Below are 24,968 nucleotides of genomic sequence, written 5' to 3' on the forward strand. Positions count from 1 at the left end.
ATAGTGCTAACAGAAGTGAAAAATCAAACGCGACGACGCTTAGGAGGGCGGCAGCCGTTGTGCGGCAGCGGCGTCACGTCGCGAATGGTCGTCACTTCAATGCCCACGTTACCGAGTGCGCGGATGGCCGACTCACGGCCAGCACCCGGACCCTTTACAAAAATTTCGGCTTTGCGCATGCCCAAATCGTGAGCTACTTTGCCGCAATCCGTAGCTGCCATCTGGGCCGCGTAAGGAGTGTTTTTCTTAGAACCGCGGAAACCCATTTTACCAGCAGAAGCCCAGGAAATAACCTGGCCGTTGGAATTGGTTACCGAGATGATAATATTATTGAAGGAAGCGCGAATGTGGACTTGGCCCACCTGCTCTACTACGACAAGCCGCTTTTTGGCTTTGTCTTTTCTTTTTTGTGCCATTTAGTTATCGCTAAAACACGGCAGGTGTTAGCGCCTTTGGCGAATCAGGAGTTGTGAGATTTGAATTTCCTTTCGGTCTATCTAAACCTCACAGCTCCTGGTCCCCTTCAGGGCTGATTGCCGCTATTGATTATTTCGTTGCTTTCTTCTTGCCAGCCACAGTCTTGCGCTTGCCCTTACGGGTACGCGAGTTGTTTTTGGTGTGCTGGCCGCGCACTGGCAGGCCTTTGCGGTGACGCAGACCACGATAGCAGCCAATATCCATCAGACGCTTGATGTTGAGCTGAATTTCCGAACGCAGTGCGCCTTCGGTTTTATGCTCAGCGGCAATGATGCTACGCACCTCACCAGCTTCAGCCTCAGTCCAATCCTTTACTTTTTTGTTGGCTTCAATGCCAGCTTTAGCAAGAATTTTAACCGAGTTGCTCCGGCCAATGCCGAAAATGTAAGTCAGGGCGATTTCGCCGCGCTTGTTGTCCGGGATGTCTACCCCTGCGATACGAGCCATAGTGGTTGTATGATGTTTGCGGACCAGAAAGCCCGGCAACGGCTTGGAAGGCGACTCAGCGACAAAAAGTTCGTTAAGTCAGTACCCAAGGCTCCGGGTTTCTGAAAATTGATTTAGCCCTGACGCTGTTTGAAGCGGGGATTCTTCTTGTTGATAACGTAGAGTTTGCCGTTGCGACGGATGATTTTGCAATCAACGCTACGTTTCTTCACCGAGGTTTTTACTTTCATGACCTTGAAAAGAACGAAAAAATTACTTGTAACGATATTTGATGCGTCCCTTTGACAAGTCATAGGGCGACATCTCTAGTTTCACCTTGTCGCCGGGCAGAATCTTGATGTAGTGCATCCGCATCTTACCCGAGATGTGGGCAATTAGCTGATGCCCGTTTTCCAATTCCACGCGGAACATGGCGTTGGACAGGGCTTCGAGGATGGTACCGTCCTGCTCGATGGAGGCTTGTTTTGCCATAGGGGCTACTGCAATGCTTTTTCTATGTATTCAAACGAGGTCAGAATTTCTGCCTTATCTTTTCTAACAACAATTGTGTGTTCAAAGTGCGCGGCTGGCTTCTTATCGCGCGTGCGAATAGTCCAACCATCTTTCTCTTGCACAATATCTTTCTTACCCAGTGTCACCATCGGCTCGATGGCAATTGTCATACCAGTTTGGAGCATCGGCCCGGAACCTCGCTTACCGTAATTAGGCACCTCAGGCTTCTCATGCAGCTTTGCTCCTACACCATGACCTACCAACTCCCGAACCACACCGTAACCTTTGGTAGCTACGTGATTCTGAATAGCAAAACTGATATCACCAATACGATTACCACTAATGGCTTGCTCAATTCCTTTGTACAAAGAGGCTTCCGTTTCCTTCAGCAATTGTCTAATTTCTTGCGATACCTCCCCGATTGGATAAGTATAAGCACTATCAGCATGGTAACCGTTAAGAAAGACTCCAGCATCTACCGATAAAATATCACCGCTCTTCAATGGTTCATCAGTAGCGAATCCATGTACCACAACTGAGTTGGGGCTTAAACACAAACTGTAAGGGAAATTATTATAGCCTTTAAAAGAGGGGGTAGCACCGTGGTCGCGAATGAATTCTTCGGCGCGCCGGTCTAGCTGACGCGTAGTAACTCCTTCGCGAACCATGGCAGCCACTTCACCATGCGCTCGCGCCAGCAGTTGACCTGCGGCACGCATCAAATCTATTTCTTCTTCAGTTTTGAACTGAATAGTACCTGTTGCCATATCTAGTCACTTATGAAGCCAGCGCTACCGGCTCGGTAGTGCGACTACGCAACTTGTTCGATTTCATCATGCCATCGTAATGACGCATTAGCAGATAACTCTCAATTTGATTGAGTGTATCAAGTACTACACCTACCATAATAATAAGCGATGTCCCCCCATAAAACAATGATAGTGGGCGAGTTACGCCTAGTAACAATGCTGCAGTAGGAAAAACAGCAATCAGCGCAAGAGCTACAGCGCCAGGCAAAGTGATACGGGTCAATATCTCATCAATAAATTCCGAAGTATCACGCCCAGGCTTAACACCAGGAACAAATCCCCCACTCCGCTTAAGGTCGTCCGCAATCTGGTTGGGGTTGACGCTAATAGCAGTATAGAAGTATGTGAAAACAACAATAAGCAACGCAAAGACTGTATTGTACACCCAGTGCTCAGGCGAGAAATACGAAGCAATTGTAGCTGCTAAATCACTGTTCTTGTCCCAAGCAGAAGCAGCAATGCTCGGAACGAACATCAGCGACTGCGCGAATATGATAGGCATAACACCAGCAGCATTCACCTTAAGCGGAATAAACTGGCGCTGGGCATCTAATTGCGTAGTGCCGCCAACCTGCTTTGCGTACTGCACCGGAATTCGGCGAACAGCCTGTGTAAGCACGATAACTGCCATTACAACCAAGAAGAGTACGACCAATTCTAACAGGAAAATCAACGATTTATTGATGCCTTTGGCAGCTGCTTCACCAATAAGGGCGCCTGGAAGACGTGAGACGATTCCAATCATGATTATCATGGAAATGCCGTTGCCAATGCCTTTGTCTGTAATCTTTTCACCCAGCCACATGCAGAAAAGCGTTCCCGCCGTGATGATGAGCATGGTAGATATGGTGAAGAAGGTACCAGGAGATACAATAGCCTCAGCATTAATAGTTGCTAAGAAACCAACTGATTGAGCCATCACAATTGGGATGGTCAGCAGCCGCGTATACTGGTTGATTTTCTTCCGACCTGATTCGCCTTCTTTCTGCAATTTCTGAAAGTATGGAACCGCAATAGTTAGCAGCTGCAATACAATAGAAGCAGAGATGTAGGGCATTATGCCCAACGCAAAAATGGAAGCATGGCTAAATGCTCCACCCAGCAGGGTATCTAAAATACCGAAAACGCCGCCGGTACCCGCCTTAAGACGAGTAGGGTCAACACCAGGCAACACAACGTAGCAGCCTAGCCGGTAGATAGCAATGAAAAAAAGCGTATTGAGGATTCGCGTACGCAAATCCTCAATCGCAAAGATATTCTTTATCGTGTTGATAAACTTATTCATTGCTCGTGTTTAGTAGTTACAACGTAACAACCTTGCCACCGGCTTTCTCAATAGCCTCAACGGCTGATTTTGAGAAAGCGTGAGCGTGTACTTCCAGAGCGGTAGTGAGTTCACCACGGCCGAGGATTTTAATTTTGGCATTCTTCGATGCCAAACCAGCTCCTACGAAGTAAGCTTGGTCCATAGCGGTTACCGTGCCTTTTTCGAGTAACCCCTGAAGCACGTCGAGATTAATACCCTTAAACTCAACGCGGTTAATGTTCGTGAAACCGAATTTTGGAACACGACGCTGGAGAGGCATTTGGCCACCTTCGAAGCCCGACTTACGCGAGTAACCCGAACGTGACTTAGCACCTTTGTGACCACGGGTAGCAGTACCACCACCACCGGAGCCCTCACCACGGCCAAGGCGCTTATTATTGCGCGTCGAGCCAGCGGCGGGTTTTAGATTGGAAAGATTCATGACTGTGATAATCGCTTACAGTTCGGTTACTTCCAGCAGATGCTTCACCGAAGCTACCATGCCCAAAATGCTGGCATTGGCTTCGTGGGTTGCAGTGCTGTTCATTTTATTCAGGCCGAGGGCCTGCACGGTGCGCTTCTGACGCTCGGGGCGGTCAATGGCGCTGCGCACGAGCTTTACTTGAATCTGTGGCATAGTCAAATTAACCGTTAAAAACGCGGGCGAGAGAAATACCACGAGCCTGTGCAATTTGCAACGGGTCGCGCATTTTAGCCAAAGCAGCAAAGGTAGCCTTTACTACGTTGTGAGGGTTGGAAGAGCCTTTTGACTTGGCCAGTACATCCTTAATACCAGCCGATTCAAACACGGCACGCATGGCACCGCCAGCAATTACACCCGTACCAGCCGCAGCAGGCTGCACCAGTACGAAACCTCCACCGTAACGGCCTTCCATGATATGCGGAACGGTGTGCTTGTACAGCGGCACCTTCACTACATTCTTTTTAGCATCGTCGATGCCCTTAGCAATAGCGTCGGTTACTTCGTTGGCTTTGCCTAGTCCGTAGCCTACGTTGCCTTTGCCGTCACCTACTACTACGATAGCCGAAAAGCTGAAGCGACGACCACCTTTCACCACTTTGGCTACACGGTTGATAGCTACTACTTTCTCTTTGAGGTCCGACTCACCCTGAACAGAGTTATCGTTGCCACGGCCACCGCGGTCGTTGCCACGACGGTCGTTACCACCTCGATTGTTGCCACCGCGGTCGTTTCCACCAGGAGCGCCACCACGGTTGTTGTTAGTATACTCTGCCATGATGCTTAGAAATTGAGGCCGCCTTCGCGAGCTCCTTCGGCTAGTGATTTAATACGGCCGTGATAGAGATAGCCCGAGCGGTCGAACACCACTTTCGTGATACCAGCCTCTTGTGCTTTGGCGGCGATTTCGCGGCCAACGGCAGCGGCCAGAGCCACACCGTTACCGCCTTCTGCCGTTACCTTTTTCGACGAAGCAGCAGCCAGCGTGCGGCCAGCCGAGTCGTCAATAATCTGGGCGTAGATACCTGTGTTGGAACGGAACACCGACAGACGCGGGCGCTCCGAAGTACCAGACACTTTCGTGCGGATGATGCGCTGAATGCGCTTCCGGCGAGTTGCTTTATCGAAAGCCATGATACTAGATTACTTTTTAGCGGCAGTCTTGCCGGCTTTACGACGAACAATCTCACCCACAAAGCGCACACCTTTGCCTTTGTAAGGCTCTACTTTCCGCAACGAGCGGATTTTGGCGGCTACCTGACCGATAAGCTGCTTATCGATGCTGGTCAGGGTTACAATGGGGTTTTTACCTTTTTCAGTAACGGCAGTGGCCAGTACTTCGGGAGGCATTGCCAAGTACACGTTGTGCGAGTAGCCGAGTGAAAGCTCCAGCGACTTACCTGACACGGTAGCCTTATAGCCTACACCTACCAACTCAAGCTTATGCTCGTAGCCGGTGTTAACGCCGGTAATCATGTTATTGATTAGCGAGCGGTACAGGCCATGCATGGCTTTGTGACGCTTCTGTTCCGTAGGGCGGGTTACCACTACGTTGCCGTCTTCCGTAGCTACCGCAATATCGCGGTCTACAGCCTGGGTCAAGGTGCCTTTCGGGCCTTTCACCGTTACGGTGTTCTCGTTGTCGACCGATACCTGCACGCCGGCGGGCAGTGCAATCGGTAGTTTGCCAATGCGGGACATATAGATACTAGGGCTTAGCGGTTAGTACACGTAGCACAGCACCTCGCCGCCCACGTTCTCGTTTTTAGCCTCCTTCTCAGTCATTACCCCTTTCGAGGTCGACAGGATGGCGATGCCCAAACCACTCAATACGCGGGGCAGGTTATCGGCAGCGCGATACTGGCGCAGACCGGGCGTGCTCACACGGTCCAGCTTGGTAATAGCCGGAGCCTTCGTAGTGGGGTTGTACTTCAAGGCGATTTTAATCACACCTTGGGCCGAAGTATCATCAAAACGGTAGCTCTGAATGTAGCCCTTGTGATAGAGCACTTTCGTGATTTCCTTTTTGATGTTGCTGGCCGGGATTTCCACCACCCGGTGGTTCGCCTTGAGGGCGTTGCGCAACCGGGTCAGGTAATCAGCAATCGGGTCAGTATTCATTTAGTTTAAGTAGGTCCTTGTTACGGGACCACAAAGATAAGAAAATTTCGACGCACTAGCTACTGCCGTACAACGAAATCTCGGTTAAGACTACTGGGCTCGGCTTTCGGAGCCAGCCCATGGTTTCTTTCGGCAACCTGCCAAATAGGGTGGGCAAGCCCACGGGTACTCTCTTTCGGGGTGCAAAGGTAGCAGCAAGCGCGGTACTTATGCAAGAGGACCAGCTAATAAAATTCTTGTCTGTTACGTAAAAGCAAAAAGCCCCCAACTCCAAGAGTTGAGGGCTTTCGATGTTAGAGACAATTTATACTACCAACTCGACTTCGTCACGCCGGGAATCTTACCAGCCAGCGCCATTTCGCGGAAGCGAACGCGACTGATGCCAAACTTGCGCATGTAGCCACGGGGGCGGCCGTCAATCATGTCGCGGTTGTGCAGGCGCACGGGCGAAGAGTTGCGGGGCAACTTGTCGAGGCCAAGGTAATCGCCTGCTGCTTTTAGAGCCTTACGCTTATCGGCGTAGCGGGCTACCAGGGCAATGCGCTTGCGAGCCCGGGCTTTGATGGATTCTTTAGCCATTATTCAACTTCCTTTTTAGCGTTAGCGAAGGGCATACCGAAAGCGCGGAGCAACTCGTAGCTCTGCTCATCGTTTTCGGCAGTCGTTACGAAGGTGATATCCATACCGGAGATGCCTTTGATTTTATCAATAGAAATCTCGGGAAAGATAATCTGCTCCTTCACGCCGAGGGTATAGTTACCCCGACCGTCGAATCCCTTGTCGTTGATGCCTTTGAAGTCCCGCACGCGGGGCAGAGCTACCGTCAAAAGACGGTCAAGGAATTCGTACATCCGCTCGCCGCGCAACGTAACGCGCGCACCAATGGGCATACCTTCTCGGAGTTTGAAGTTCGAAACCGAGCGCTTAGCGATGGTAGGAACAGCCTTTTGACCAGTAATGGTCGTCAACTCCTCTACCCCGTTGTCAACCAATTTCTTGTCAGCAACAGCGGCACCGATGCCCCGGTTGATACAGATTTTGGTTATGCGCGGTACCTGCATGATACTCTTGAACTGGAATTTCTCCTGGAGCGCTGGTACTACTTCTTTCTGATATTTATCTTTAAGTCGAGCCATTATCGTAACGAATTAAGAGTTGGCCGAATCAACCTTCTTCACGTTGGATACGTGCATCGGGCTCTCGATTTTGGTAATGCCACCCTGGGGGTTCTTGGCACTCGGCTTATTATGCTTCGTTACCAGGTTGAGGCCTTCTACGATAACACGCTGCGTAGAGCGGTTTACCGATTTGATGATGCCGGTCTTGGTGCGCTCGTCGCCAGCAATAACTTTCACGAGGTCACCGGTTTTCACGTGCAAGTGCACGGCCGGAGCTTTTGCTTTAGTTGCCATAGCTTAGATTACTTCAGGGGCCAGCGATACGATTTTCATGAACTGCTTCTCGCGCAGCTCACGTGCCACCGGCCCGAAAATGCGCGTGCCGCGGGGCTCGTCGTTGTTGTTGAGCAGTACAGCAGCGTTATCGTCGAAGCGGATGTAAGAACCGTCCTTACGACGGATTTCTTTCTTCACGCGCACGATAACAGCCTTGCTAACAGTACCTTTCTTGGCATTGCCCGAAGGAATTGCCGACTTGATAGCAACCACGATTTTATCACCAACCGTAGCGTACTTCTTGCCCGTGCCACCCAGTACGCGGATGCAGAGCACTTCCTTGGCGCCGCTATTGTCGGCCACCGTGAGGCGGGATTCTTGCTGTATCATCGTTCAGGATTATTTAGCACGTTCAACAATTTCAACCAAGCGCCAGCGCTTGGTTTTGCTCAGAGGGCGGGTGCTCATGATGCGCACCAAGTCACCTTCGCCACACTCGTTTTTCTCGTCGTGGGCGTGGAACTTGGTAGTCTTGCTCACGAACTTGCCGTAAATCGGATGCTGGTGTTTTGCAACTACCGCAACCGTGATGGACTTATCCATCTTGCTGCTGGTCACCTTGCCCACGATTTCTTTCCGCATGTTGCGGTCCGAAGCATTGTCGTGAGCCGGCAACAGGTTTTCTTGAGTCGGTTCCATTACTAAGCTTTGTTAGAAGCCTGCTCATTGTTCCGACGCGAAACTTCCGTTTGCAGGCGAGCAACGGTTTTGCGGTTGGCCTTCAGGCGGCCGGGGTTTTCGAGCGGGCTAATAGCGTGCGCAAAGCGCATCTGCTGGCCGTTGGTTTGCTCGGTTTTAAGCTGGGTGCGCAGGTCGTCGACCGACAGGGCGCGAATTTCTTCGTTTTTCATCGGATTAAGCAACGTTATCTACGTAGTCGCGACGAACTACGAAGGAGGTGCGAACCGGCAGCTTCTGAGCAGCCAGACGCAGCGACTCTTTTGCAGTTTCGAGGCTAACGCCATCCGATTCAAACATGATTTGACCAGGCTTCACGCATGCTACCCAATACTCGGGTGAACCTTTACCCTTACCCATCCGCACTTCAGCAGGCTTCTTGGTAATTGGCTTATCTGGGAAAATGCGAATCCATACTTGCCCTTCGCGTTTCATAGCACGGGTCATGGCAATACGGGCAGCCTCAATCTGGCGAGCCGTAATCCAAGAAATTTCCAGTGACTTAAGCGCGAACGAACCGAAGTCTATGGAGCTGCCGCGGTAGGCCAAGCCTGTTACGCGACCCTTTTGCATCTTGCGATACTTGGTCCTTTTCGGTTGTAACATTTGAGTAAAAAAAGAAAACTTGAAAAATATTAGCAGTGAACCGTACCCTGAACAAAATGATTCAGGATACGGCTCAGACTAGTTTGCTATAACCTAACGACGGGGGCCGCCACCTTGACCGCTACGGTTGCCACCGCCAGCGGGGCCACCACCTTGACCACCACGGTTACCACCGCCGGCAGGGCCACCCTGGCCGCCACGAGGGCCGCCAGCAGCGCCGTCACGACGCGGACCACGGTCGCCATCGCGACGCGGACCACGGTCGTTGCGGTCACCATCGCGGCGCGGGCCACGGTCGCCACCACGGCCACCACGGTCGTCACCACCCTGCTGACCAGCAGGGACTTGGTTGGGCGATAGATCGGGCTTGCCGAACACCTCACCGCGCATCACCCACACCTTGATGCCAATTTTGCCATATACCGTTTGGGCTTCTGACAAAGCGTAGTCGATGTCAGCGCGCAGCGTGTGCAGCGGAGTACGACCTTCTTTGTACTGCTCCGAACGGGCAATCTCAGCACCACCTAGGCGACCACCGCACTGAATCTTGATGCCTTCAGCACCAGCCCGCATAGCAGCCTGGATAGACATCTTCATGGCGCGACGGAACGAGATACGAGCAGCCAACTGCTGAGCGATGCTCTCGCCTACTAGGCGAGCGTCCAGCTCGGGGCGCTTAATCTCGAAGATGTTGATTTGAACGTCCTTCTTGGTGATTTCCTTGAGCTCGTCCTTAATCTTATCTACCTCCTGGCCGCCTTTACCGATTACCACACCCGGACGAGCCGTGTTGATGGTAATAGTAATCCGCTTCAGGGTGCGCTCGATAACGATGCGCGAGATACCACCCTTTTGGATACGGGCGTTGATGTACTTGCGGATTTTCTCGTCTTCAACGAGTTTGTCGGCAAAATCCTTGCCGCCGTACCAGTTTGAGTCCCAGCCTTTAATAACGCCGAGTCGGAAACCAACGGGATTTACTTTCTGTCCCATGATAAATTAAGCGTTGGCGGGGGTTTCAGTGGGGGTAGCAGCAAGGCGAGTCAGCGCGTTAAGCTCTTTCTTCGACATATGCGACTCACGCTGCGGACCAACCGTCAGCGTGATGTGGTTCGAGCGCTTGCGGATGCGGTGACCACGGCCCTGGGGGGCGGGACGCAGACGCTTTAGTTGACGTCCTTCGTCTACCGAAATCTCGGTTACACAAAGGTTAGCATCTTCGATGCGCTCCTCGGGGTTTTTCTGCTGCCAGTTGGCCAAAGCCGATAGGAGCAGCTTCTCAACGCGCTCAGCGCCCGAGTTAGCCTCGAAGCGGAGCAGACCGAGGGCCTGGGTTACGCGCTTACCGCGAACCAGATTGGCTACCAAGCGCATCTTGCGCGGCGAGGTAGGCACGTTACGGAGTTTGGCTACTGCTTCCATCTTAACGCTTGCCTTTATCTTTTTTGGCGACGTGACCACGGAAGTTGCGCGTTGGCGCAAACTCGCCGAGCTTGTGGCCGACCATGTTTTCAGTTACATAGACCGGGATGAACTTGTTCCCGTTGTGGACTGCGAAGGTGTGGCCTACGAAGTCGGGCGAAATCATCGAGCGCCGCGACCAAGTTTTAACCACTGACTTCTTGCCAGCGCTTTCCAGCGCTTCTACCTTTTTCTCGAGCCGGAAGTCAATGTACGGCCCTTTTTTGAGTGAACGTGCCATATATTACTTCTTGCCTTTGCGGCTGACAATCAGGTTCTCAGAATACTTGTTCTTGTTGCGGGTCTTCTGACCCTTAGCGAAGATACCGTTACGGCTACGTGGGTGACCACCCGACGATTTACCCTCACCACCACCCATTGGGTGGTCAACAGGGTTCATGGCTACACCACGAACGCGGGGACGACGACCAGCCCAGCGGTTGCGACCGGCTTTGCCCATCACAACGTTCATGTGGTCACCGTTCGATACCGTACCAACTGTGGCGGTGCAGGTAACGAGTACCATGCGCATCTCACCAGAGGGCAGCTTAAGGGTAGCGTAACGCTCTTCGCGGGCTACAAGCTGGGCATACGTGCCAGCCGAACGAGCGATAGCGGCACCCTGACCGGGCTGCAACTCGATGTTGTGTACAATAGTACCGAGGGGCATCTCGCGGAGTGGCAACGCATTGCCAACTTCGGGAGCTACACCAGGGCCCGATACGATAACGGTATCTACGCTCAGGCCCGCAGGGGCGATGATGTAGCGCTTCTCGCCGTCGGCGTAGTGCAGCAAGGCAATACGAGCGGTACGGTTAGGGTCGTACTCGATGGTCTTCACCGTGGCCGGAACACCGGCTTTATCACGCTTAAAGTCTACGATACGGTACTGGGTCTTATGTCCACCACCAATATAGCGGTTAGACATTTTACCCGAAGAGTTACGACCGCCACTCTTTTTGAGTGAGGTCAGCAACGACTTCTCCGGCGTCGACGTCGTTAGCTCGTCGAAGGCCGGGGCCACGCGGAAGCGTTGGCCTGGCGTGGTTGGTCTGAGTTTTTTAAGTGCCATTACTAGCTATTTGGGCTTTTGCGGCGAAGGCAATTAGATATTGCCGTAGAAATCGATGATATCACCGTCCTTCAGAGTCACAACGGCTTTTTTGCCGTGGGCGCGACGACCCGAAACCTGGCCACCTTTGGTAGCCTTCGACTTGATTTTGCCAATCGTGCGCATTGTGTTAATGCCGGTCACCGTGACGCCATAAAGTTGCTCGATGTCTTTCTTAATCTGAACTTTGTTAGCCGTGCGTTCCACTTCGAATACGTAGCGGCCGGTTTCGGTAAGGCTGGTAGCCTTCTCGGTGATAATGGGGCGTTTCAGCGTGCTCATTATTCGGCGGAGTTAGTAGTGTACAATTGCTCCAGCGAACGCAGGCCGTCCTCGCTGATGAGCAGGGTGTCGGTGTTCAACAAGTCGTGGGTATTAAGGCCTACGGCAGTCGAAATCTTCACTTTCTGCACGTTGCGGGCGCTGAGAAGCAGGTTTTTATCAGCAGCCTCGCCAGCTACGTACAATGTCTTACGACCATTGTTGAGCTTCAGGCCATCTAAAACGGCCACGAAGTCCTTCGTGCGGGGAGCGCTGAAAGCCAGGTTTTCAACCAAAGCCACTTTGCCATCGCGAGCCAGCACCGAAAGGGCCGACAGACGCGCAACGCGCTTGGTCTTCTTATTTAGCTTGAAGCTATAGTCACGCGGACGTGGACCGAACATGCGGCCACCACCTACGAACACACCCGACTTCATCGAACCAGCACGAGCACCACCAGTGCCTTTCTGCTTCTTCAATTTCTTGGTGGTACGGGAGATTTCGGCGCGCTCCTTCGATTTGTGCGTACCCTGGCGCTGGTTGGCCAAGTACTGCTTCACGTCAAGGTACATGACGTGCTCGTTTGGCTCGTGGCCAAACACGGCGTCGGACAGCGTAACCTTGCGGCCGGTGTCTTCGCCTTTGCTATTGAATACGGACAGTTCCATCTCTAGTAAGCTTAGCAGGTTATTTCTCTAGGAACACGTAGCCATTCTTGGCACCGGGCACTGAGCCGCTTACCAGAATCAGGTTCTTATCAGCTACAATACGCATCACCTTCAGATTCTGAATCTTGACTCTGTCAGTACCCATGCGGCCACCCATGCGCATTCCTTTGAATACGCGCGAAGGCCACGAGCACGCACCAATAGAACCGGGGTGACGCAGACGGTTGTGCTGACCGTGGGTTTGACCACCTACGCCCTGGAAGTTGTAGCGTTTTACAACACCCTGGAAACCTTTACCTTTCGAGGTGCCCACAACGTCAACAAACTCACCTTCTGCAAACAGCGAGGTTTCAACCGTGCTACCGAGTGTATAAGCTGCGAGGTCTTCCGTACGGAATTCAACGAGGCGTTTCTTGGGGGTGGTGCTAGCTTTGGCGAAGTGGCCAGCCAAAGCCTTAGTGGTACGTTTAGCCTTCTTCTCGCCATAGGCAAGCTGAACAGCGTTATAGCCGTCGTTTTCGACAGTTTTAACCTGCGTCACTACGCACGGACCCGCTTCGATGAGCGTGCAAGGGATATTTTTCCCGTCCGGAGTGAAGAGGCTTGTCATACCGATTTTTTTACCGATGATGCCAGGCATTCTAGTGGATATTAAATGACACAAAAAGAAAAGGCCCGAGTGGCCTTTTCGCTAAGGGAGTGCAAAGGTAGGGATTTTTTGTGAGAAAAACCAAACTAGAGAGTAAAATAATTTCAGGTCAAGCTGTTAGCTCAGTATGAATTGCTACACTTTACTGTTGCTCTCTATCGACCTGAGGTTGGTTGCGGCATACAGCAACACTTGGCACTTCCGCACTCATAGGCGCCAATGCCAATAGCGCAAAGAATAGACCGATGATTATGCCCAGGTTATTCTCTAACGTGTATTCGGACAGAAAAGAAATGGTGATTATAGCGTAAATAACTATTGCCAACAGATTATGCTGCCGTACACCAATCCAAAGTGGATAGTAGAAGCCGTACAGAAACATCGCTAAACCAACTACTCCATAAGCAGCTAAATTGTAAATAAACTGATTATGAGGCAGCAAATAGTTACTAACACTTATCTCCGGATAGCGGTAGCTGTACTGCTGCGCCATTTCCTGTTCTAATCGTGCTTTACCCACCCCGAGCAGCAGATGCTTCTGAATGATAGTTTCAGCTACCTCATAAGAGTACAAGCGTGCCGTGACGGAGAAATTATTAGCAGAGCTAGCAACTCCTCTTTGCATAGTATCATATAATGTATTATGAATTCGCAACTGAAGTGTAGGAAACAGCCATAAACAAGTAAGCCCTACCCCTACTACCAGCACTATGCTCGTAGCGGCAGTTTTCCAACGCTTCAATTGCCATCCTATCCCAACCAGTAGTAAAATACCGCCGAAGTAAAGGCTAAGTAACCCGCTTCGAACTGCCAGTAAGTGCTGAAAAAGAAACAGCAGGCCTACTCCTATTCCAATGGTAATCCGCCATTGAGTGGCTAATTCTTTACTCAACAACAGCACACACCCAGATAATATAGATATACTAATAAGTATACTGAAACGCACATGATCGGGCTCCGTTGGCATCACTTGAGATCGGTCGTATTGCCTAACAATCTCTTGCAAGTGTAATGAGTAGTTAGTCGTAGCACCTATTGCTGAAGCCAAGCAACAGGTTATTACTACTGTCCAAACAATACGCTTATGTAACGAGCGCCAAGTTGGAAGCAGCAAAAAGGATAACGGAAGCAATAGAAAAGGTAATTGAAGGACTAAGTCCTTAAGCAACTCTTTATCATACAAGTTATTATGGCATAGACCAAAGAAGAAATGAATCCCATATATTATAGTTAAACTCAAAAAAGTGCGGGCGTGTGCCCGTTGAGCAATTTGCTTATTCGCAATGGCATAGGCGACGCCAGTTAAAAATAAACCAGCTATGCCAATACTTGGTAGTATTAATATCCAGCGTGTAACAAACAGCCCTAAAATAATTATCGCACTCCAAAAGACGCTCAGTCGCCGCGTACTAGTTTCAGAAAACAAACTCCACATACCAATAAATGCTGTTGCTAGGCAGCACTGTATGCTGCGGTATTGCTTTTCAGCATATTCTCTTCAAAATAGCTCTGCCAAATGCCCATCAAAGGTAGCCCTCAGTAGCAGCCTAGCTTAGCAGAGGTAGTAGACCCGTCTAACTGAATTTGCAAACTTTAAAATGCTGGGCCATTCACCCATTCAGCGCGGATTACTTTTGTCTATGACTCGCCCGAAAGCCTCTGTTATCCTTTCCGTATACAATCGATTCGACTTTTTACAGTTAGTATTAGCTGGCCTAGAAATTCAAACGGAACCGGATTTTGAAGTAATTATTTCTGACGATGGCTCTCATGAAGCTTTTATCAACCAGCTAGCAACTCTGCGAGCAGTATCTCCCCTGCGTATTTCCCACAACTGGCACCCAGATACTGGCTTTCTAAAAAACCGCATTCTGAACGTTTCTATCAGGTCGGCTCAAGGCGCACAACTCATTTTTTTGGATGGTGACTGCATTCCCCATCCTGCCTTCGTAGCAGAACACCTAGCCCTGGGTGGCCCCGACCGATGCCTAGCCGGGCGGCGCATTGACCTGTCCGATCGCCTTACGCGCCAACTTACGCCCGTGCGTGTGCGCCAAGGAGTATTACAGAGCCCCTACACTGCCATAGGGCAATTAATCGGTTTTTTAACTCGCCGCACATTCCATTTCATGAATGGATTATATGTAACCAATCCACTACTAAGGAGTTACTTCAATCGTAAGGAGCGAGGGCTATTAGGGGCCAACTTCTCTGTGATGAAAGCCGACTTAGAAGCTATAAATGGCTTCGACGAAAGATACAATGCTCCCACCTTTGGGGAGGACTCAGATGTAGAATTTCGCTTGCGGCTAAATGGTGTAAAAGTCATACCTGTTCTCAACATCGCAGTTACTTATCATTGCCACCACAAGCTACTACCACGCCCTGAAGCCAATAGAGCATTATATGAGCATGTAGTACGTGAAAGCCAAGCTTTTACACCTTACGGCTTGGTCCAGTAAATATAAAGTACTCAGTAAACGCTAAGAAGGCCCCGCCAGCAATACTGACGGGGCCTTTTTAGTACTCAAATCTCAAGTTCAAACTTTGATTTCAACGTCAACGCCGCTAGGCAGTTCCAGCTTCATCAGCGCGTCTACCGTCTTACTGCTGGTCGAGAAAATATCAACCAAACGCTTGTACGTACAAAGCTGAAATTGCTCCCGGCTCTTCTTGTTCACGTGGGGCGAGCGAAGTACGGTATATTTCTCCTTTTCCGTAGGCAACGGAATAGGACCACTTACAATAGCACCGGTCGCTTTAACCGCTTTCACGATTTTTTCTGCCGATTTATCGACCAAGTTGTGGTCGTAGCTTTTCAGCTTGATTCTGATTTTTTGATTCATGGTGTTTAGAGGCCGATTGCCTCAGGGTGTGACAAGCTGAAAGGAAACTATTTGCCGCCTTTTATTTTAGCGATGATTGCATCTGCCATGTTTTGCGGTACTACCTCGTAGTGCGAGAAAGTAAGCGAAGCCGAGGCACGGCCCGACGACAACGTACGCAGGTCGGTTACGTAGCCGAACAACTCCGACAGGGGCACATCTGCTTTGATAATCTGAGCACCGCCTTTGGTATCCATGCCCTTCATCAGGCCACGGCGGCGGTTCAAGTCACCCGTTACCGGGCCGGTGTACTCGTCAGGGCAAACTACTTCAACAGCCATAATAGGCTCAAGCAATTTTGGGCCGGCTTTGCGGGCTGCTTCGCGGAAACCACCACGGGCGGCGAGTTCAAACGACAGGGCGTCCGAGTCAACGTCGTGGAAGGAGCCGTGATACAGCTTCACCTTCATACCTTCAATTGGGAAGCCAGCCAGCGGGCCCTGCTTCATTGCCTCTTCAAAACCTTTCTGGATAGGCGCAATGAATTCACGCGGAATTACACCACCAACAATAGCATTGTCGAATTCAAAACCAGGCTTTTCGGGCTCGGTTTCTTTCGGACCAAGTTCAAACTCGATATCGCCAAATTTACCACGGCCACCGGTTTGCTTCTTGTAGGTTTCGCGGTGGTCGACTTTCTTGGTCAAAATCTCCTTGTAGGCTACCTGTGGGGCACCCTGGTTGATTTCTACCTTGAATTCACGACGCATCCGGTCAATGATGATTTCCAAGTGCAACTCGCCCATACCACGAAGAATGGTCTGGCCAGTCTCGGTATCGGTGTTAACGCGCAGGGTCGGGTCTTCCTCAATGAGCTTAGCGATAGCCATACCCATTTTGTCAACGTCGGCCTGCGTTTTTGGCTCAATAGCATAGCCGATTACGGGCTCAGGGAACGACATCGACTCAAGCACGAGCGGCGATTTTTCGTCGGTCAGCGTATCACCAGTTTTGATGTCTTTGAAACCAACACCAGCAGCAATATCACCAGCTTGGATGCTGTCGATTTGGTTCTGCTTGTTGGAGTGCATCTGCATGAGGCGCGAGATACGTTCCTTCTTGCCGGTGCGGTTGTTCAGTACATATGAACCACCGTTCAGCACACCGCTGTAGCAGCGGAAGAAGCATAAGCGGCCTACGTAAGGGTCAGTAGCAATCTTGAACGCCAAAGCGGTGAACGGCTCCGAGTTGTCGGGGTGGCGCTCTACCTCAGCACCGTTGTCTGGGTTAGTACCAATGATGGCGGGCATGTCGAGGGGCGACGGCAGGTAGGCCATCACGGCATCCAGCATCGTCTGCACACCCTTGTTTTTGAAGGCCGAGCCGCACAATACGGGCGAGAATTTCATGTCAATTACCGCTTTGCGGATAACGACCATCATTTCTTCGCGGGTAATGCTTTCCGGGTCCTCGAAGAATTTCTCCATCAAGGTATCATCGTACTCAGCAACGCTCTCGATGAGCTTCTCGCGCCACTCGGCTACCGTATCCACGAGGTCTTCGGGAACCGGAACTTCATTGTACGACTTGCCTTCGGTGGCGTCGTCCCATACAATGGCTTTGCCAGTGAGGAGGTCAACTACACCTTTGAACGTGTCTTCAGCACCAATCGGAATTTGCAGCGGCACGGGGTTAGCACCGAGCTTTTCCTTAATCTCGGCTACAGCCTTGAAGAAGTCAGCGCCGGCACGGTCCATCTTATTGACGAAGCAAATGCGGGGAACGCTATACTTGTCAGCCTGACGCCACACAGTCTCCGACTGCGGCTCTACCCCCGACACGGCGCAGAACAAGGCTACGGCCCCGTCCAACACGCGCAACGAGCGCTCCACTTCTACCGTAAAGTCAACGTGACCGGGGGTATCAATGAGGTTGATTTTGTACTGGTGCGTGTCGGGAATCGAATTACCCTGCGCGTCAGTGGGGTAGTTCCAGAAAGTGGTCGTAGCGGCCGAGGTGATAGTGATACCACGCTCCTGCTCCTGCTCCATCCAGTCCATCGTAGCAGCTCCGTCGTGCACCTCCCCGATTTTGTGGGTTTTGCCGGTGTAGTACAGAATGCGCTCCGAAGTGGTCGTCTTGCCCGCGTCAATGTGGGCCATGATGCCAATATTGCGCAGGTATTGTAGCTCTTTGTTGACTGCCATTACGGTGGGTTAATTAGCGCGTTAGCGGATTGATGAGTTCAGGAGAGAAGACAACCAAAACTGGCTAAACATTCAATCTAAACTCATCAACCCGCTAAACGCCCGATGTTTTAGAAACGGAAGTGCGAGAAAGCCTTGTTGGCTTCGGCCATACGGTGGGTGTCGTCCTTTTTCTTAACGGCAGCACCTTCGCCTTTGGCAGCGGCGATGATTTCGCCAGCCAGCTTGTCTTTCATGGTTTTCTCACCACGGCGACGAGCGTACTGAATCAGCCACTTCGAACCAACTGCAATGCGGCGGTCGGCGCGCACTTCAATCGGCACCTGGAAGGTAGCGCCACCTACGCGGCGGCTCTTTACCTCTACGGTCGGCATTACGTTGTTCAACGCTTTGCGCCACATTTCGAGGCCGCTTTCCTTGGTGCGGGTTTCCACCTGCTCTACGGCATCGTAGAAAATGGTGTAGGCCAGGTTTTTCTTCCCGTCATACATCATGTAGTTGACGAAGCGGGTTACGAGCGTCTCCTTGAACTTGGGGTCCGGCAGGAGGATACGCTTTTTGGGTTTTGACTTGCGCATGGTTTATATAGTTGTCAGTTGTTAGCTGCTGGCTAGCTGCGCGTTAAGTCGTTTAACAACTCGACGGGTAGCTAGCCAGCAACTGACAACTAATAAATTACTTCTTCTTGGCGGGAGCGCCTTTGCCACCTTTACCGGCTGCTGCTGCGGGTTGGCCCGGCTTCGGACGCTTAGCGCCGTACTTCGAGCGACGCTGCAAGCGGCCGCTTACGCCTGCCGTGTCGAGCGCACCACGGATGATGTGGTAACGAACACCTGGCAAGTCTTTTACCCGGCCTCCGCGAATGAGCACGATACTGTGCTCTTGGAGGTTGTGGCCTTCACCGGGGATGTATGCGTTTACTTCCTTACCGTTGGTAAGGCGCACACGGGCCACTTTGCGCATAGCCGAGTTCGGCTTCTTAGGCGTGGTGGTATACACGCGAGTGCATACGCCCCGACGCTGCGGGCACGAGTCAAGAGCAGGCGACTTTGACTTGGTAGTCAAAGCTTCCCGACCTTTCCGTACTAGTTGGTTGATGGTTGGCATTTAGCGATTGGTTGAACGAGAGCCGTTTGCTCCCAAATTTTCAGGCCTGCAAAGGTAAGAAAATAGTTTGGCAATAGCAAACTTGCTGAAAAAGTTAATCTTTGGGTTTTAGGCTGTCTGAAAGTCGGTGAGTTAGGCCTCCCCTACCGCGCCGCCGAAGTTCATCGGGTAGGTCGGTGTTTCCTGGTGCAACTTGATTGGGCCGTAGCTCTGCTCGAAGCGCTGGATATTCTCCTCCAGGGCGGAAAGCAACCGCTTGGCGTGCTCAGGGGTAAGGATTATACGCGACTTCACTTTGGCTTTGGGGATACCGGGCATCATGCGAATGAAGTCTACTACGAACTCGCTCGTGCTATGTGCGATGAGGGCAAGATTAGCATATTCACCTTCGGCAATTTCTTCGCTTAGCTCGATATTGAGCGCGTTCGGGTCGGGGTTTTGGGGTTGGGATGGTTGCATTAAGAAAATATTTAATAATTTATAATAATATGTTTGAATAACGGGCACCCTCGCATTTAAAACACCTACCATTATTCACTTTTTTATACTGCGGGAAATATCCAGCTCCGTTACAGCGGCTGCATGGCTGACAATCAAGCTCCATTATCATACCTTCAACAGCCTCGTAAACCTTTACTCGTTCTGTGTTATGCAGCTTTTGGTGGCAATCTGCGCATAACGTTTGAAGCGCACTTGATTTATATTCCTACGGAAGCCTATCTTTTATATAATAACGATGATGTACTTGCAAAATGGTAGGTGCATCAGATGCGCTACTACAAGGCATTTCTTCCTCGTACTCAAATTCTTCTACGTTGCTGTGTTCATTCAAAATGTAGCGTTGCTTTTTTAGAATCTCATTCCAAGTAGCAACGTGAATCCACTTTTCACCATTAAAATATGGGAAAGTTGCACGTTCGCCACAGCATGTACATTTATTTCCATCGCGCTCAATTATTTCTTTTCGTTTTTCCTGCCACTCTACCGACTCCAGATTAACACTATATATAATATGCTCCATGCCGTATTGCTTTAAAAGCTCTGAGTACTCCACTGAGTCTTTTTTCATACAGGAAAGTCAATTTGCGGTATAAACAAAGCTAATGCACGAAACGAAAAACCCCGACTAGCTGACGCTAGCCGGGGTTTTCACTTACAAACCTACGTCAATCGTTAGTCCTGCGTGGTCACTTCGCGCTTGGCACGCGAGGGGCGCTTGGCGGGGATGGCAGCTTGCTCGGCGGCCTGATTGGCCAGCTTCGTAGCCTGCTCGTCTTTCGACGATACCTCGATGCCTTGGTACTCGCGCAAGCCAGTACCGGCGGGGATGAGGTGACCGACGATTACGTTCTCTTTCAAGCCCAGCAGTTCGTCGGCTTTGCCACGGATAGCGGCTTCGCTCAGCACCTTGGTCGTCTCCTGGAAGGAGGCGGCCGAGATGAACGAAGCAGTACCCAGCGAGGCCTGCGTGATGCCTTGCAGCGTGGGCCGCGATACGGCAGGCTGGGCATCGCGCACTTCGGCGAGCTTGAGGTCGCGGCGGCGGAGCGACGAGTTTTCGTCGCGCAGCTTGCGGGAAGAGATAATCTGACCGGGGCGGAACTCCGAAGAATCACCGGCTTCAGTCACGACTTTCATGTCAATAACCACATCGTTCTCTTCCATCAGCGAGCCTTTATCGACCAGCTGATTTTCGAGGAAGCTGGTGTCGCCGGCATCCATCACCAGCACTTTCTGCATCATCTGGCGGACGATGACTTCAATGTGCTTATCATTGATTTTCACACCCTGCAAACGGTATACTTCCTGAATCTCGTTCACGAGGTACTGCTGCACCGCACTCGGACCCTGAATGTTCAGGATGTCGTTCGGGGTGATGGCACCGTCGGAAAGCGGCGAGCCAGCGCGCACGAAGTCGTTGTCCTGCACGAGGATGAACTTCGACAACGGCACCATGTACTTCCGCTTCACACCGTCTTTCGACTCTACGTAGATTTCACGGTTACCACGCTTCACTGTGCCGTAGGTTACTACGCCATCGATTTCCGACACAACGGCCGGGTTCGAGGGATTACGCGCTTCGAACAACTCCACTACGCGGGGCAGACCACCGGTGATGTCGCGGGTTTTACCCACGGCACGCGGAATCTTTGCCAAGATGTGACCAGCTTTCACCTTCTTGCCGTTCTCGACGTTCAAGTGAGCGCCAACCGGCATGTTGTAGGCCCGGGCGGTATCGGCGTCAGCGCCTTTGGCCGGGTTCAACAGTACCGAAGGATTTTGGGCTTTATCCTTCGATTCAACAATTACCTTCTCGCGGAAGCCCGTCTGTTCGTCGGTTTCTTCGCGGTAAGTAATGCCTTCGGTCAGGGCGTCATACTGGATGATACCATCGAACTCGGCCAAAATAACGGCGTTGTACGGGTCCCAGTTTACCAGCTCCTGGCCTTTCTCTACTTCCTGACCTTCTTTGGCCATGAGGAACGAGCCGTAAGGAACGTGGTTGGAAATGAACACTTTACCAGTGCCTTTCTCCACAATCCGAACTTCGCCCGAGCGACCCATTACCACGTTGGTTTCGCCGCCTTCAGCATTCACACCGGCTACGGTGCGGATGTCTTCAAACTCCACAATACCCGCGAACTTGGCGCGGATGTTAGCTTCTACCGCAATGTTAGAAGCCGTACCACCCACGTGGAACGTGCGGAGCGTCAGTTGCGTGCCGGGCTCCCCAATCGACTGGGCAGCGATAACGCCAACGGCCTCACCCTTTTGCACCATGCGGCCGGTGGCCAGGTTACGGCCATAGCACTTGCCGCAGATACCGCGCTTACTTTCGCAAGTCAGTACCGAGCGAATCTCTACCGACTCAATGCTGGTAGCATCGATGCGGCGCGTGATTTCCTCCGTGATTTGCTCACCGGAAGCCAATATCAGCTCGTCGGTCAGCGGGTCGATGATATCGTGCACGGCCGTCCGGCCGAGGATACGCTCGGACAGTGGCTCTACGATATCCTCGTTGTCCTTCAACGCGAAGGTTTCGGTACCGCGCAACGTGCCGCAATCGGGCTCGTTCACGATAACATCCTGCGAAACGTCTACCAGACGACGGGTTAGGTAGCCGGCGTCAGCCGTCTTCATAGCCGTGTCAGCCAGACCTTTACGGGCACCGTGGGTCGAGATGAAGTACTCGATTACGTCTAGGCCTTCTTTGAAGTTAGATAGAATCGGGTTCTCGATAATCTCGCCTACCGAACCCTGCATCGACTTCTGGGGCTTAGCCATCAGACCACGCATACCGCCTAGCTGACGAATCTGCTCGCGCGAGCCACGGGCTCCCGAGTGCATCATCATGTAGATGGAGTTGAAGCCCTGGTTCTCCTTTTCGAGGCGACCCATCAACGTCTCCGTAATCTGCGAGTTGATACGGGTCCAGATGTCAATTACTTGGTTGTAACGCTCGTTGTTGGTAATCAGACCCATCTGGTAGTTCTGCATTACGGCAGCTACGTCGGCTTGGGCCTGCTTTACGAGGATGTCCTTCTCTTTCGGAATCTGGATATCACCCAGACCCATGCTCAGGCCACCTTTGTAGGCCGACTGGAAACCGAGGGTCTTGATGTCGTCCAGGAAAGCCGCTGTGCGGGCCATGCCCGTGCGCTTGAACACCATCGAGATAATTTGCTGCAACTTCTTCTTAGTCAGCAACTCATCTACGAAACCTACCTCGGCGGGCACAAGCTGGTTGAAGAGCACGCGGCCGGCTACGGTTTCAATGGTTTTCTGCACGAGGTCATCGTTCTCATCGCGAACCATCGTGCGCACCTTGATGTAGGCGTGCTTCGACAGCTGCTTTTCGTTGAGCGCGATAACCACCTCTTCATCAGAGTAGAATGCCCGGCCTTCGCCCTGGATGCTTTCGCCTTCCGTCGAGCGCTTGCCTTTGGTAACGTAGTACAGACCCAGGACCATGTCCTGCGACGGTACCGCGATGGGCGCGCCGTTGGCGGGGTTCAGGATATTGTGCGAAGCCAGCATGAGCATCGAGGCTTCCAAGATAGCAGCCGGCCCGAGGGGCACGTGCACAGCCATCTGGTCACCGTCAAAGTCAGCGTTGAAGGCCGTACAAACGAGCGGGTGTAGCTGGATAGCCTTGCCCTCGATGAGGCGCGGCTGAAACGCCTGGATACCCAAGCGGTGCAGCGTAGGAGCCCGGTTAAGGAGTACTGGATGGCCTTTCAGCACGTTCTCCAGAATGTCCCAAACTACGGCATCCTTGCGGTCCACGATTTTCTTAGCCGACTTCACCGTCTTCACAATACCGCGCTCGATGAGCTTACGGATAATAAACGGCTTAAACAACTCGGCCGCCATGTTCTTGGGTAGGCCGCACTCGTGTAGCTTTAGCTCAGGACCAACAACGATTACCGAACGACCCGAATAGTCAACCCGCTTACCGAGCAGGTTCTGCCGGAAGCGGCCCTGCTTGCCTTTCAGCATATCGGATAGCGACTTGAGGGCACGGTTGCCTTCGGCGCGCACGGCGTTCACCTTACGTGAGTTGTCAAAGAGCGAATCGACGGCCTCTTGCAACATGCGCTTCTCATTCCGCAGAATCACTTCCGGCGCTTTGATTTCAATCAGGCGCTTGAGGCGGTTGTTACGGATGATAACGCGACGATACAAATCATTCAGGTCAGAGGTAGCGAAACGGCCACCATCCAACGGCACGAGCGGACGCAGTTCGGGCGGGATAACCGGTACCATGCGGATAACCATCCACTCGGGGCGGTTCTCCACGCGGGTAGCGGCATCACGGAAAGCCTCCACTACGCGCAGACGCTTAAGTGCCTCAGCCTTACGCTGTTGCGAAGTTTCGTGCGCAGCCGAGTCGCGGAGCGAGTAGCTCAACTCGTCGAGGTTGATGCGTTCGAGCAACATTTGCAGCGCGTCGGCACCCATCTTGGCGATGAACTTCTGCGGGTCCTCGTTGGGCAGCATCTGGTTTTCGCGGGGCAGCTTGTCGATGATATCCAGGTACTCGTCCTCGGTAAGGAAGTCGAGCTGCTGCACACCCTCTTCGGCCTGTACGCCGGGCTGCACCACTACGTAGCGCTCGTAGTAGATAATCTGGTCGAGCTTCTTGGTGGGCAAGCCCAGCAAATAACCGATTTTGTTCGGCAGGCTCTTGAAGTACCAGATGTGGGCTACGGGCACCACCAGTTCGATGTGGCCCATGCGCTCCCGACGCACCTTCTTCTCGGTCACCTCCACGCCACAACGGTCGCAGATAATGCCCTTGTAGCGGATGCGCTTGTATTTGCCGCAATGGCACTCCCAGTCCTTCACCGGGCCGAAAATCCGCTCGCAGAACAAGCCACCCATTTCGGGCTTGTACGTGCGGTAGTTAATCGTCTCAGGTTTAACTACTTCGCCCGTGCTACGCTCCAGAATTCCTTCCGGCGAAGCTAGCGAAATAGTAACCTTGGAGAAGTCTTGGACTAACTTCTTATTTTTTGCGAAAGCCATTAGGTATGTGTTAAGCTTTTAGCTGTTTGGCTTTGAACTGCCAGAATATTTTCTAACAGTTTGACGCTACGAAAAGTGCTCTACGGGTCAGACAGATACGCCGCGTAGTAGATTCTCGTCAGGTCTTCTCTACTTATCTATAAACTATAAGCGGCCGGTTCCTTCACTGCCCTGACCTGTCTCGGGACAGCTGTTTCGTACCAGCAGCTTGTCAACTAAACTTTATAAAACTCACTGAGAGTTGGCCGCTAACGCGACCAACTCTCAGCAAGCAACTCA

35 protein-coding genes are annotated in these 24,968 nt (G+C 51.8%); 1 reads left to right on the top strand and 34 read right to left on the bottom strand.

What is annotated here, in order from left to right:
- Positions 1-23 precede the first annotated feature (23 nt).
- The 27 genes from rpsK to QMK33_RS01125 all read right to left on the bottom strand — a co-directional run bounded on the left by rpsK (position 24) and on the right by QMK33_RS01125 (position 14,447).
- Positions 24-416 carry a 30S ribosomal protein S11 gene (rpsK, locus tag QMK33_RS00995; protein WP_068340513.1) on the bottom strand — a complete coding sequence of 131 codons (393 nt, stop codon included), beginning with the start codon at positions 414-416 and terminating at the stop codon, positions 24-26.
- Positions 417-546: 130 nt separating this feature from the next.
- A complete protein-coding gene (rpsM, locus tag QMK33_RS01000) occupies positions 547-924 on the bottom strand; it encodes a 30S ribosomal protein S13 (protein WP_283562691.1) in 378 nt (125 codons plus the stop codon).
- A 113-nt stretch (positions 925-1,037) separates the two neighbouring features.
- Positions 1,038-1,154, bottom strand: coding sequence for a 50S ribosomal protein L36 (rpmJ, locus tag QMK33_RS01005; RefSeq protein ID WP_068340511.1), 117 nt, complete (start codon positions 1,152-1,154; stop codon positions 1,038-1,040).
- A gap of 22 nt (positions 1,155-1,176) precedes the next feature.
- Positions 1,177-1,395: a translation initiation factor IF-1 gene (gene infA, locus QMK33_RS01010; protein ID WP_035567874.1), complete on the bottom strand. Its 219-nt coding sequence runs from the start codon at positions 1,393-1,395 to the stop codon at positions 1,177-1,179.
- A gap of 5 nt (positions 1,396-1,400) precedes the next feature.
- The gene (gene map / locus QMK33_RS01015; protein ID WP_283562692.1) at positions 1,401-2,183 is read right to left on the bottom strand and encodes a type I methionyl aminopeptidase; all 783 of its coding nucleotides are present in this window, start codon (positions 2,181-2,183) and stop codon (positions 1,401-1,403) included.
- A 10-nt stretch (positions 2,184-2,193) separates the two neighbouring features.
- On the bottom strand, positions 2,194-3,510 hold the full coding sequence (secY, locus tag QMK33_RS01020) for a preprotein translocase subunit SecY (protein WP_283562693.1): 1,317 nt from the start codon (positions 3,508-3,510) through the stop codon (positions 2,194-2,196).
- A gap of 16 nt (positions 3,511-3,526) precedes the next feature.
- On the bottom strand, positions 3,527-3,973 hold the full coding sequence (rplO, locus tag QMK33_RS01025; protein ID WP_283562694.1) for a 50S ribosomal protein L15: 447 nt from the start codon (positions 3,971-3,973) through the stop codon (positions 3,527-3,529).
- Between the two features lie 15 nt (positions 3,974-3,988).
- Positions 3,989-4,168, bottom strand: coding sequence for a 50S ribosomal protein L30 (gene rpmD / locus QMK33_RS01030; protein ID WP_283562695.1), 180 nt, complete (start codon positions 4,166-4,168; stop codon positions 3,989-3,991).
- 7 nt (positions 4,169-4,175) lie between these two features.
- Positions 4,176-4,790: a 30S ribosomal protein S5 gene (rpsE, locus tag QMK33_RS01035; RefSeq protein ID WP_283562696.1), complete on the bottom strand. Its 615-nt coding sequence runs from the start codon at positions 4,788-4,790 to the stop codon at positions 4,176-4,178.
- Between the two features lie 5 nt (positions 4,791-4,795).
- Entirely contained in the window at positions 4,796-5,146 is a 351-nt protein-coding gene (rplR, locus tag QMK33_RS01040; protein ID WP_283562697.1) for a 50S ribosomal protein L18, read from the bottom strand.
- A 9-nt stretch (positions 5,147-5,155) separates the two neighbouring features.
- Complete coding sequence (gene rplF, locus QMK33_RS01045) at positions 5,156-5,713, bottom strand: 50S ribosomal protein L6 (protein WP_283562698.1); 558 nt, start codon at positions 5,711-5,713, stop codon at positions 5,156-5,158.
- 21 nt (positions 5,714-5,734) lie between these two features.
- Positions 5,735-6,133: a 30S ribosomal protein S8 gene (gene rpsH, locus QMK33_RS01050; RefSeq protein ID WP_157564854.1), complete on the bottom strand. Its 399-nt coding sequence runs from the start codon at positions 6,131-6,133 to the stop codon at positions 5,735-5,737.
- A gap of 309 nt (positions 6,134-6,442) precedes the next feature.
- Positions 6,443-6,712 carry a 30S ribosomal protein S14 gene (gene rpsN / locus QMK33_RS01055; RefSeq protein ID WP_283562699.1) on the bottom strand — a complete coding sequence of 90 codons (270 nt, stop codon included), beginning with the start codon at positions 6,710-6,712 and terminating at the stop codon, positions 6,443-6,445.
- The gene (gene rplE, locus QMK33_RS01060) at positions 6,712-7,269 is read right to left on the bottom strand and encodes a 50S ribosomal protein L5 (protein ID WP_283562700.1); all 558 of its coding nucleotides are present in this window, start codon (positions 7,267-7,269) and stop codon (positions 6,712-6,714) included. The genes rpsN and rplE overlap by 1 nt, the downstream gene beginning before the upstream one ends.
- A gap of 12 nt (positions 7,270-7,281) precedes the next feature.
- On the bottom strand, positions 7,282-7,545 hold the full coding sequence (rplX, locus tag QMK33_RS01065; RefSeq protein WP_283562701.1) for a 50S ribosomal protein L24: 264 nt from the start codon (positions 7,543-7,545) through the stop codon (positions 7,282-7,284).
- 3 nt (positions 7,546-7,548) lie between these two features.
- Positions 7,549-7,917, bottom strand: a complete 369-nt coding sequence (gene rplN / locus QMK33_RS01070) for a 50S ribosomal protein L14 (RefSeq protein WP_068340463.1) — start codon at positions 7,915-7,917, stop codon at positions 7,549-7,551.
- 9 nt (positions 7,918-7,926) lie between these two features.
- Positions 7,927-8,226: a 30S ribosomal protein S17 gene (gene rpsQ / locus QMK33_RS01075; protein ID WP_133656906.1), complete on the bottom strand. Its 300-nt coding sequence runs from the start codon at positions 8,224-8,226 to the stop codon at positions 7,927-7,929.
- A gap of 2 nt (positions 8,227-8,228) precedes the next feature.
- Entirely contained in the window at positions 8,229-8,438 is a 210-nt protein-coding gene (gene rpmC / locus QMK33_RS01080) for a 50S ribosomal protein L29 (RefSeq protein ID WP_133656905.1), read from the bottom strand.
- Between the two features lie 4 nt (positions 8,439-8,442).
- Entirely contained in the window at positions 8,443-8,871 is a 429-nt protein-coding gene (gene rplP / locus QMK33_RS01085) for a 50S ribosomal protein L16 (RefSeq protein ID WP_133656904.1), read from the bottom strand.
- Positions 8,872-8,964: 93 nt separating this feature from the next.
- The gene (gene rpsC, locus QMK33_RS01090) at positions 8,965-9,864 is read right to left on the bottom strand and encodes a 30S ribosomal protein S3 (RefSeq protein WP_283562702.1); all 900 of its coding nucleotides are present in this window, start codon (positions 9,862-9,864) and stop codon (positions 8,965-8,967) included.
- Positions 9,865-9,870: 6 nt separating this feature from the next.
- Entirely contained in the window at positions 9,871-10,293 is a 423-nt protein-coding gene (gene rplV, locus QMK33_RS01095; RefSeq protein ID WP_283562703.1) for a 50S ribosomal protein L22, read from the bottom strand.
- Between the two features lies 1 nt (position 10,294).
- Positions 10,295-10,573 (bottom strand): 30S ribosomal protein S19, encoded by a 279-nt coding sequence (gene rpsS / locus QMK33_RS01100; protein ID WP_068340444.1) that lies wholly within the window; start codon positions 10,571-10,573, stop codon positions 10,295-10,297.
- A 3-nt stretch (positions 10,574-10,576) separates the two neighbouring features.
- Positions 10,577-11,404, bottom strand: coding sequence for a 50S ribosomal protein L2 (gene rplB / locus QMK33_RS01105; protein ID WP_283562704.1), 828 nt, complete (start codon positions 11,402-11,404; stop codon positions 10,577-10,579).
- Between the two features lie 33 nt (positions 11,405-11,437).
- Positions 11,438-11,725: a 50S ribosomal protein L23 gene (gene rplW, locus QMK33_RS01110; protein ID WP_068340438.1), complete on the bottom strand. Its 288-nt coding sequence runs from the start codon at positions 11,723-11,725 to the stop codon at positions 11,438-11,440.
- Entirely contained in the window at positions 11,725-12,372 is a 648-nt protein-coding gene (gene rplD, locus QMK33_RS01115; RefSeq protein ID WP_283562705.1) for a 50S ribosomal protein L4, read from the bottom strand. Before rplD ends, rplW begins: the two co-directional genes overlap by 1 nt.
- A gap of 19 nt (positions 12,373-12,391) precedes the next feature.
- Positions 12,392-13,012: a 50S ribosomal protein L3 gene (gene rplC, locus QMK33_RS01120; RefSeq protein ID WP_283562706.1), complete on the bottom strand. Its 621-nt coding sequence runs from the start codon at positions 13,010-13,012 to the stop codon at positions 12,392-12,394.
- A 151-nt stretch (positions 13,013-13,163) separates the two neighbouring features.
- Positions 13,164-14,447 carry an O-antigen ligase family protein gene (locus QMK33_RS01125; RefSeq protein ID WP_283562707.1) on the bottom strand — a complete coding sequence of 428 codons (1,284 nt, stop codon included), beginning with the start codon at positions 14,445-14,447 and terminating at the stop codon, positions 13,164-13,166.
- Positions 14,448-14,661: 214 nt separating this feature from the next.
- Here QMK33_RS01125 and QMK33_RS01130 point away from each other — a divergent pair, with 214 nt between their 5' ends.
- Positions 14,662-15,483, top strand: coding sequence for a glycosyltransferase (locus tag QMK33_RS01130; protein WP_283562708.1), 822 nt, complete (start codon positions 14,662-14,664; stop codon positions 15,481-15,483).
- A 78-nt stretch (positions 15,484-15,561) separates the two neighbouring features.
- Here QMK33_RS01130 and rpsJ read toward each other — a convergent pair whose 3' ends face one another.
- The 7 genes from rpsJ to rpoC form a co-directional block, all read right to left on the bottom strand.
- Positions 15,562-15,867, bottom strand: coding sequence for a 30S ribosomal protein S10 (rpsJ, locus tag QMK33_RS01135; protein ID WP_068340426.1), 306 nt, complete (start codon positions 15,865-15,867; stop codon positions 15,562-15,564).
- A gap of 47 nt (positions 15,868-15,914) precedes the next feature.
- A complete protein-coding gene (gene fusA / locus QMK33_RS01140; protein ID WP_283562709.1) occupies positions 15,915-18,053 on the bottom strand; it encodes an elongation factor G in 2,139 nt (712 codons plus the stop codon).
- A 110-nt stretch (positions 18,054-18,163) separates the two neighbouring features.
- Positions 18,164-18,631 (bottom strand): 30S ribosomal protein S7, encoded by a 468-nt coding sequence (rpsG, locus tag QMK33_RS01145; protein ID WP_133656894.1) that lies wholly within the window; start codon positions 18,629-18,631, stop codon positions 18,164-18,166.
- A gap of 97 nt (positions 18,632-18,728) precedes the next feature.
- Positions 18,729-19,160 carry a 30S ribosomal protein S12 gene (gene rpsL / locus QMK33_RS01150; RefSeq protein WP_068340417.1) on the bottom strand — a complete coding sequence of 144 codons (432 nt, stop codon included), beginning with the start codon at positions 19,158-19,160 and terminating at the stop codon, positions 18,729-18,731.
- 132 nt (positions 19,161-19,292) lie between these two features.
- Positions 19,293-19,619 (bottom strand): DUF3467 domain-containing protein, encoded by a 327-nt coding sequence (locus tag QMK33_RS01155; protein ID WP_283562710.1) that lies wholly within the window; start codon positions 19,617-19,619, stop codon positions 19,293-19,295.
- A 247-nt stretch (positions 19,620-19,866) separates the two neighbouring features.
- Complete coding sequence (locus QMK33_RS01160) at positions 19,867-20,229, bottom strand: hypothetical protein (RefSeq protein ID WP_283562711.1); 363 nt, start codon at positions 20,227-20,229, stop codon at positions 19,867-19,869.
- Between the two features lie 104 nt (positions 20,230-20,333).
- A complete protein-coding gene (gene rpoC, locus QMK33_RS01165) occupies positions 20,334-24,689 on the bottom strand; it encodes a DNA-directed RNA polymerase subunit beta' (RefSeq protein WP_283562712.1) in 4,356 nt (1,451 codons plus the stop codon).
- Positions 24,690-24,968: the final 279 nt, after the last annotated feature.

The sequence above is a fragment of the Hymenobacter sp. H14-R3 genome, from assembly GCF_030063445.1.
GTDB lineage: Bacteria > Bacteroidota > Bacteroidia > Cytophagales > Hymenobacteraceae > Hymenobacter.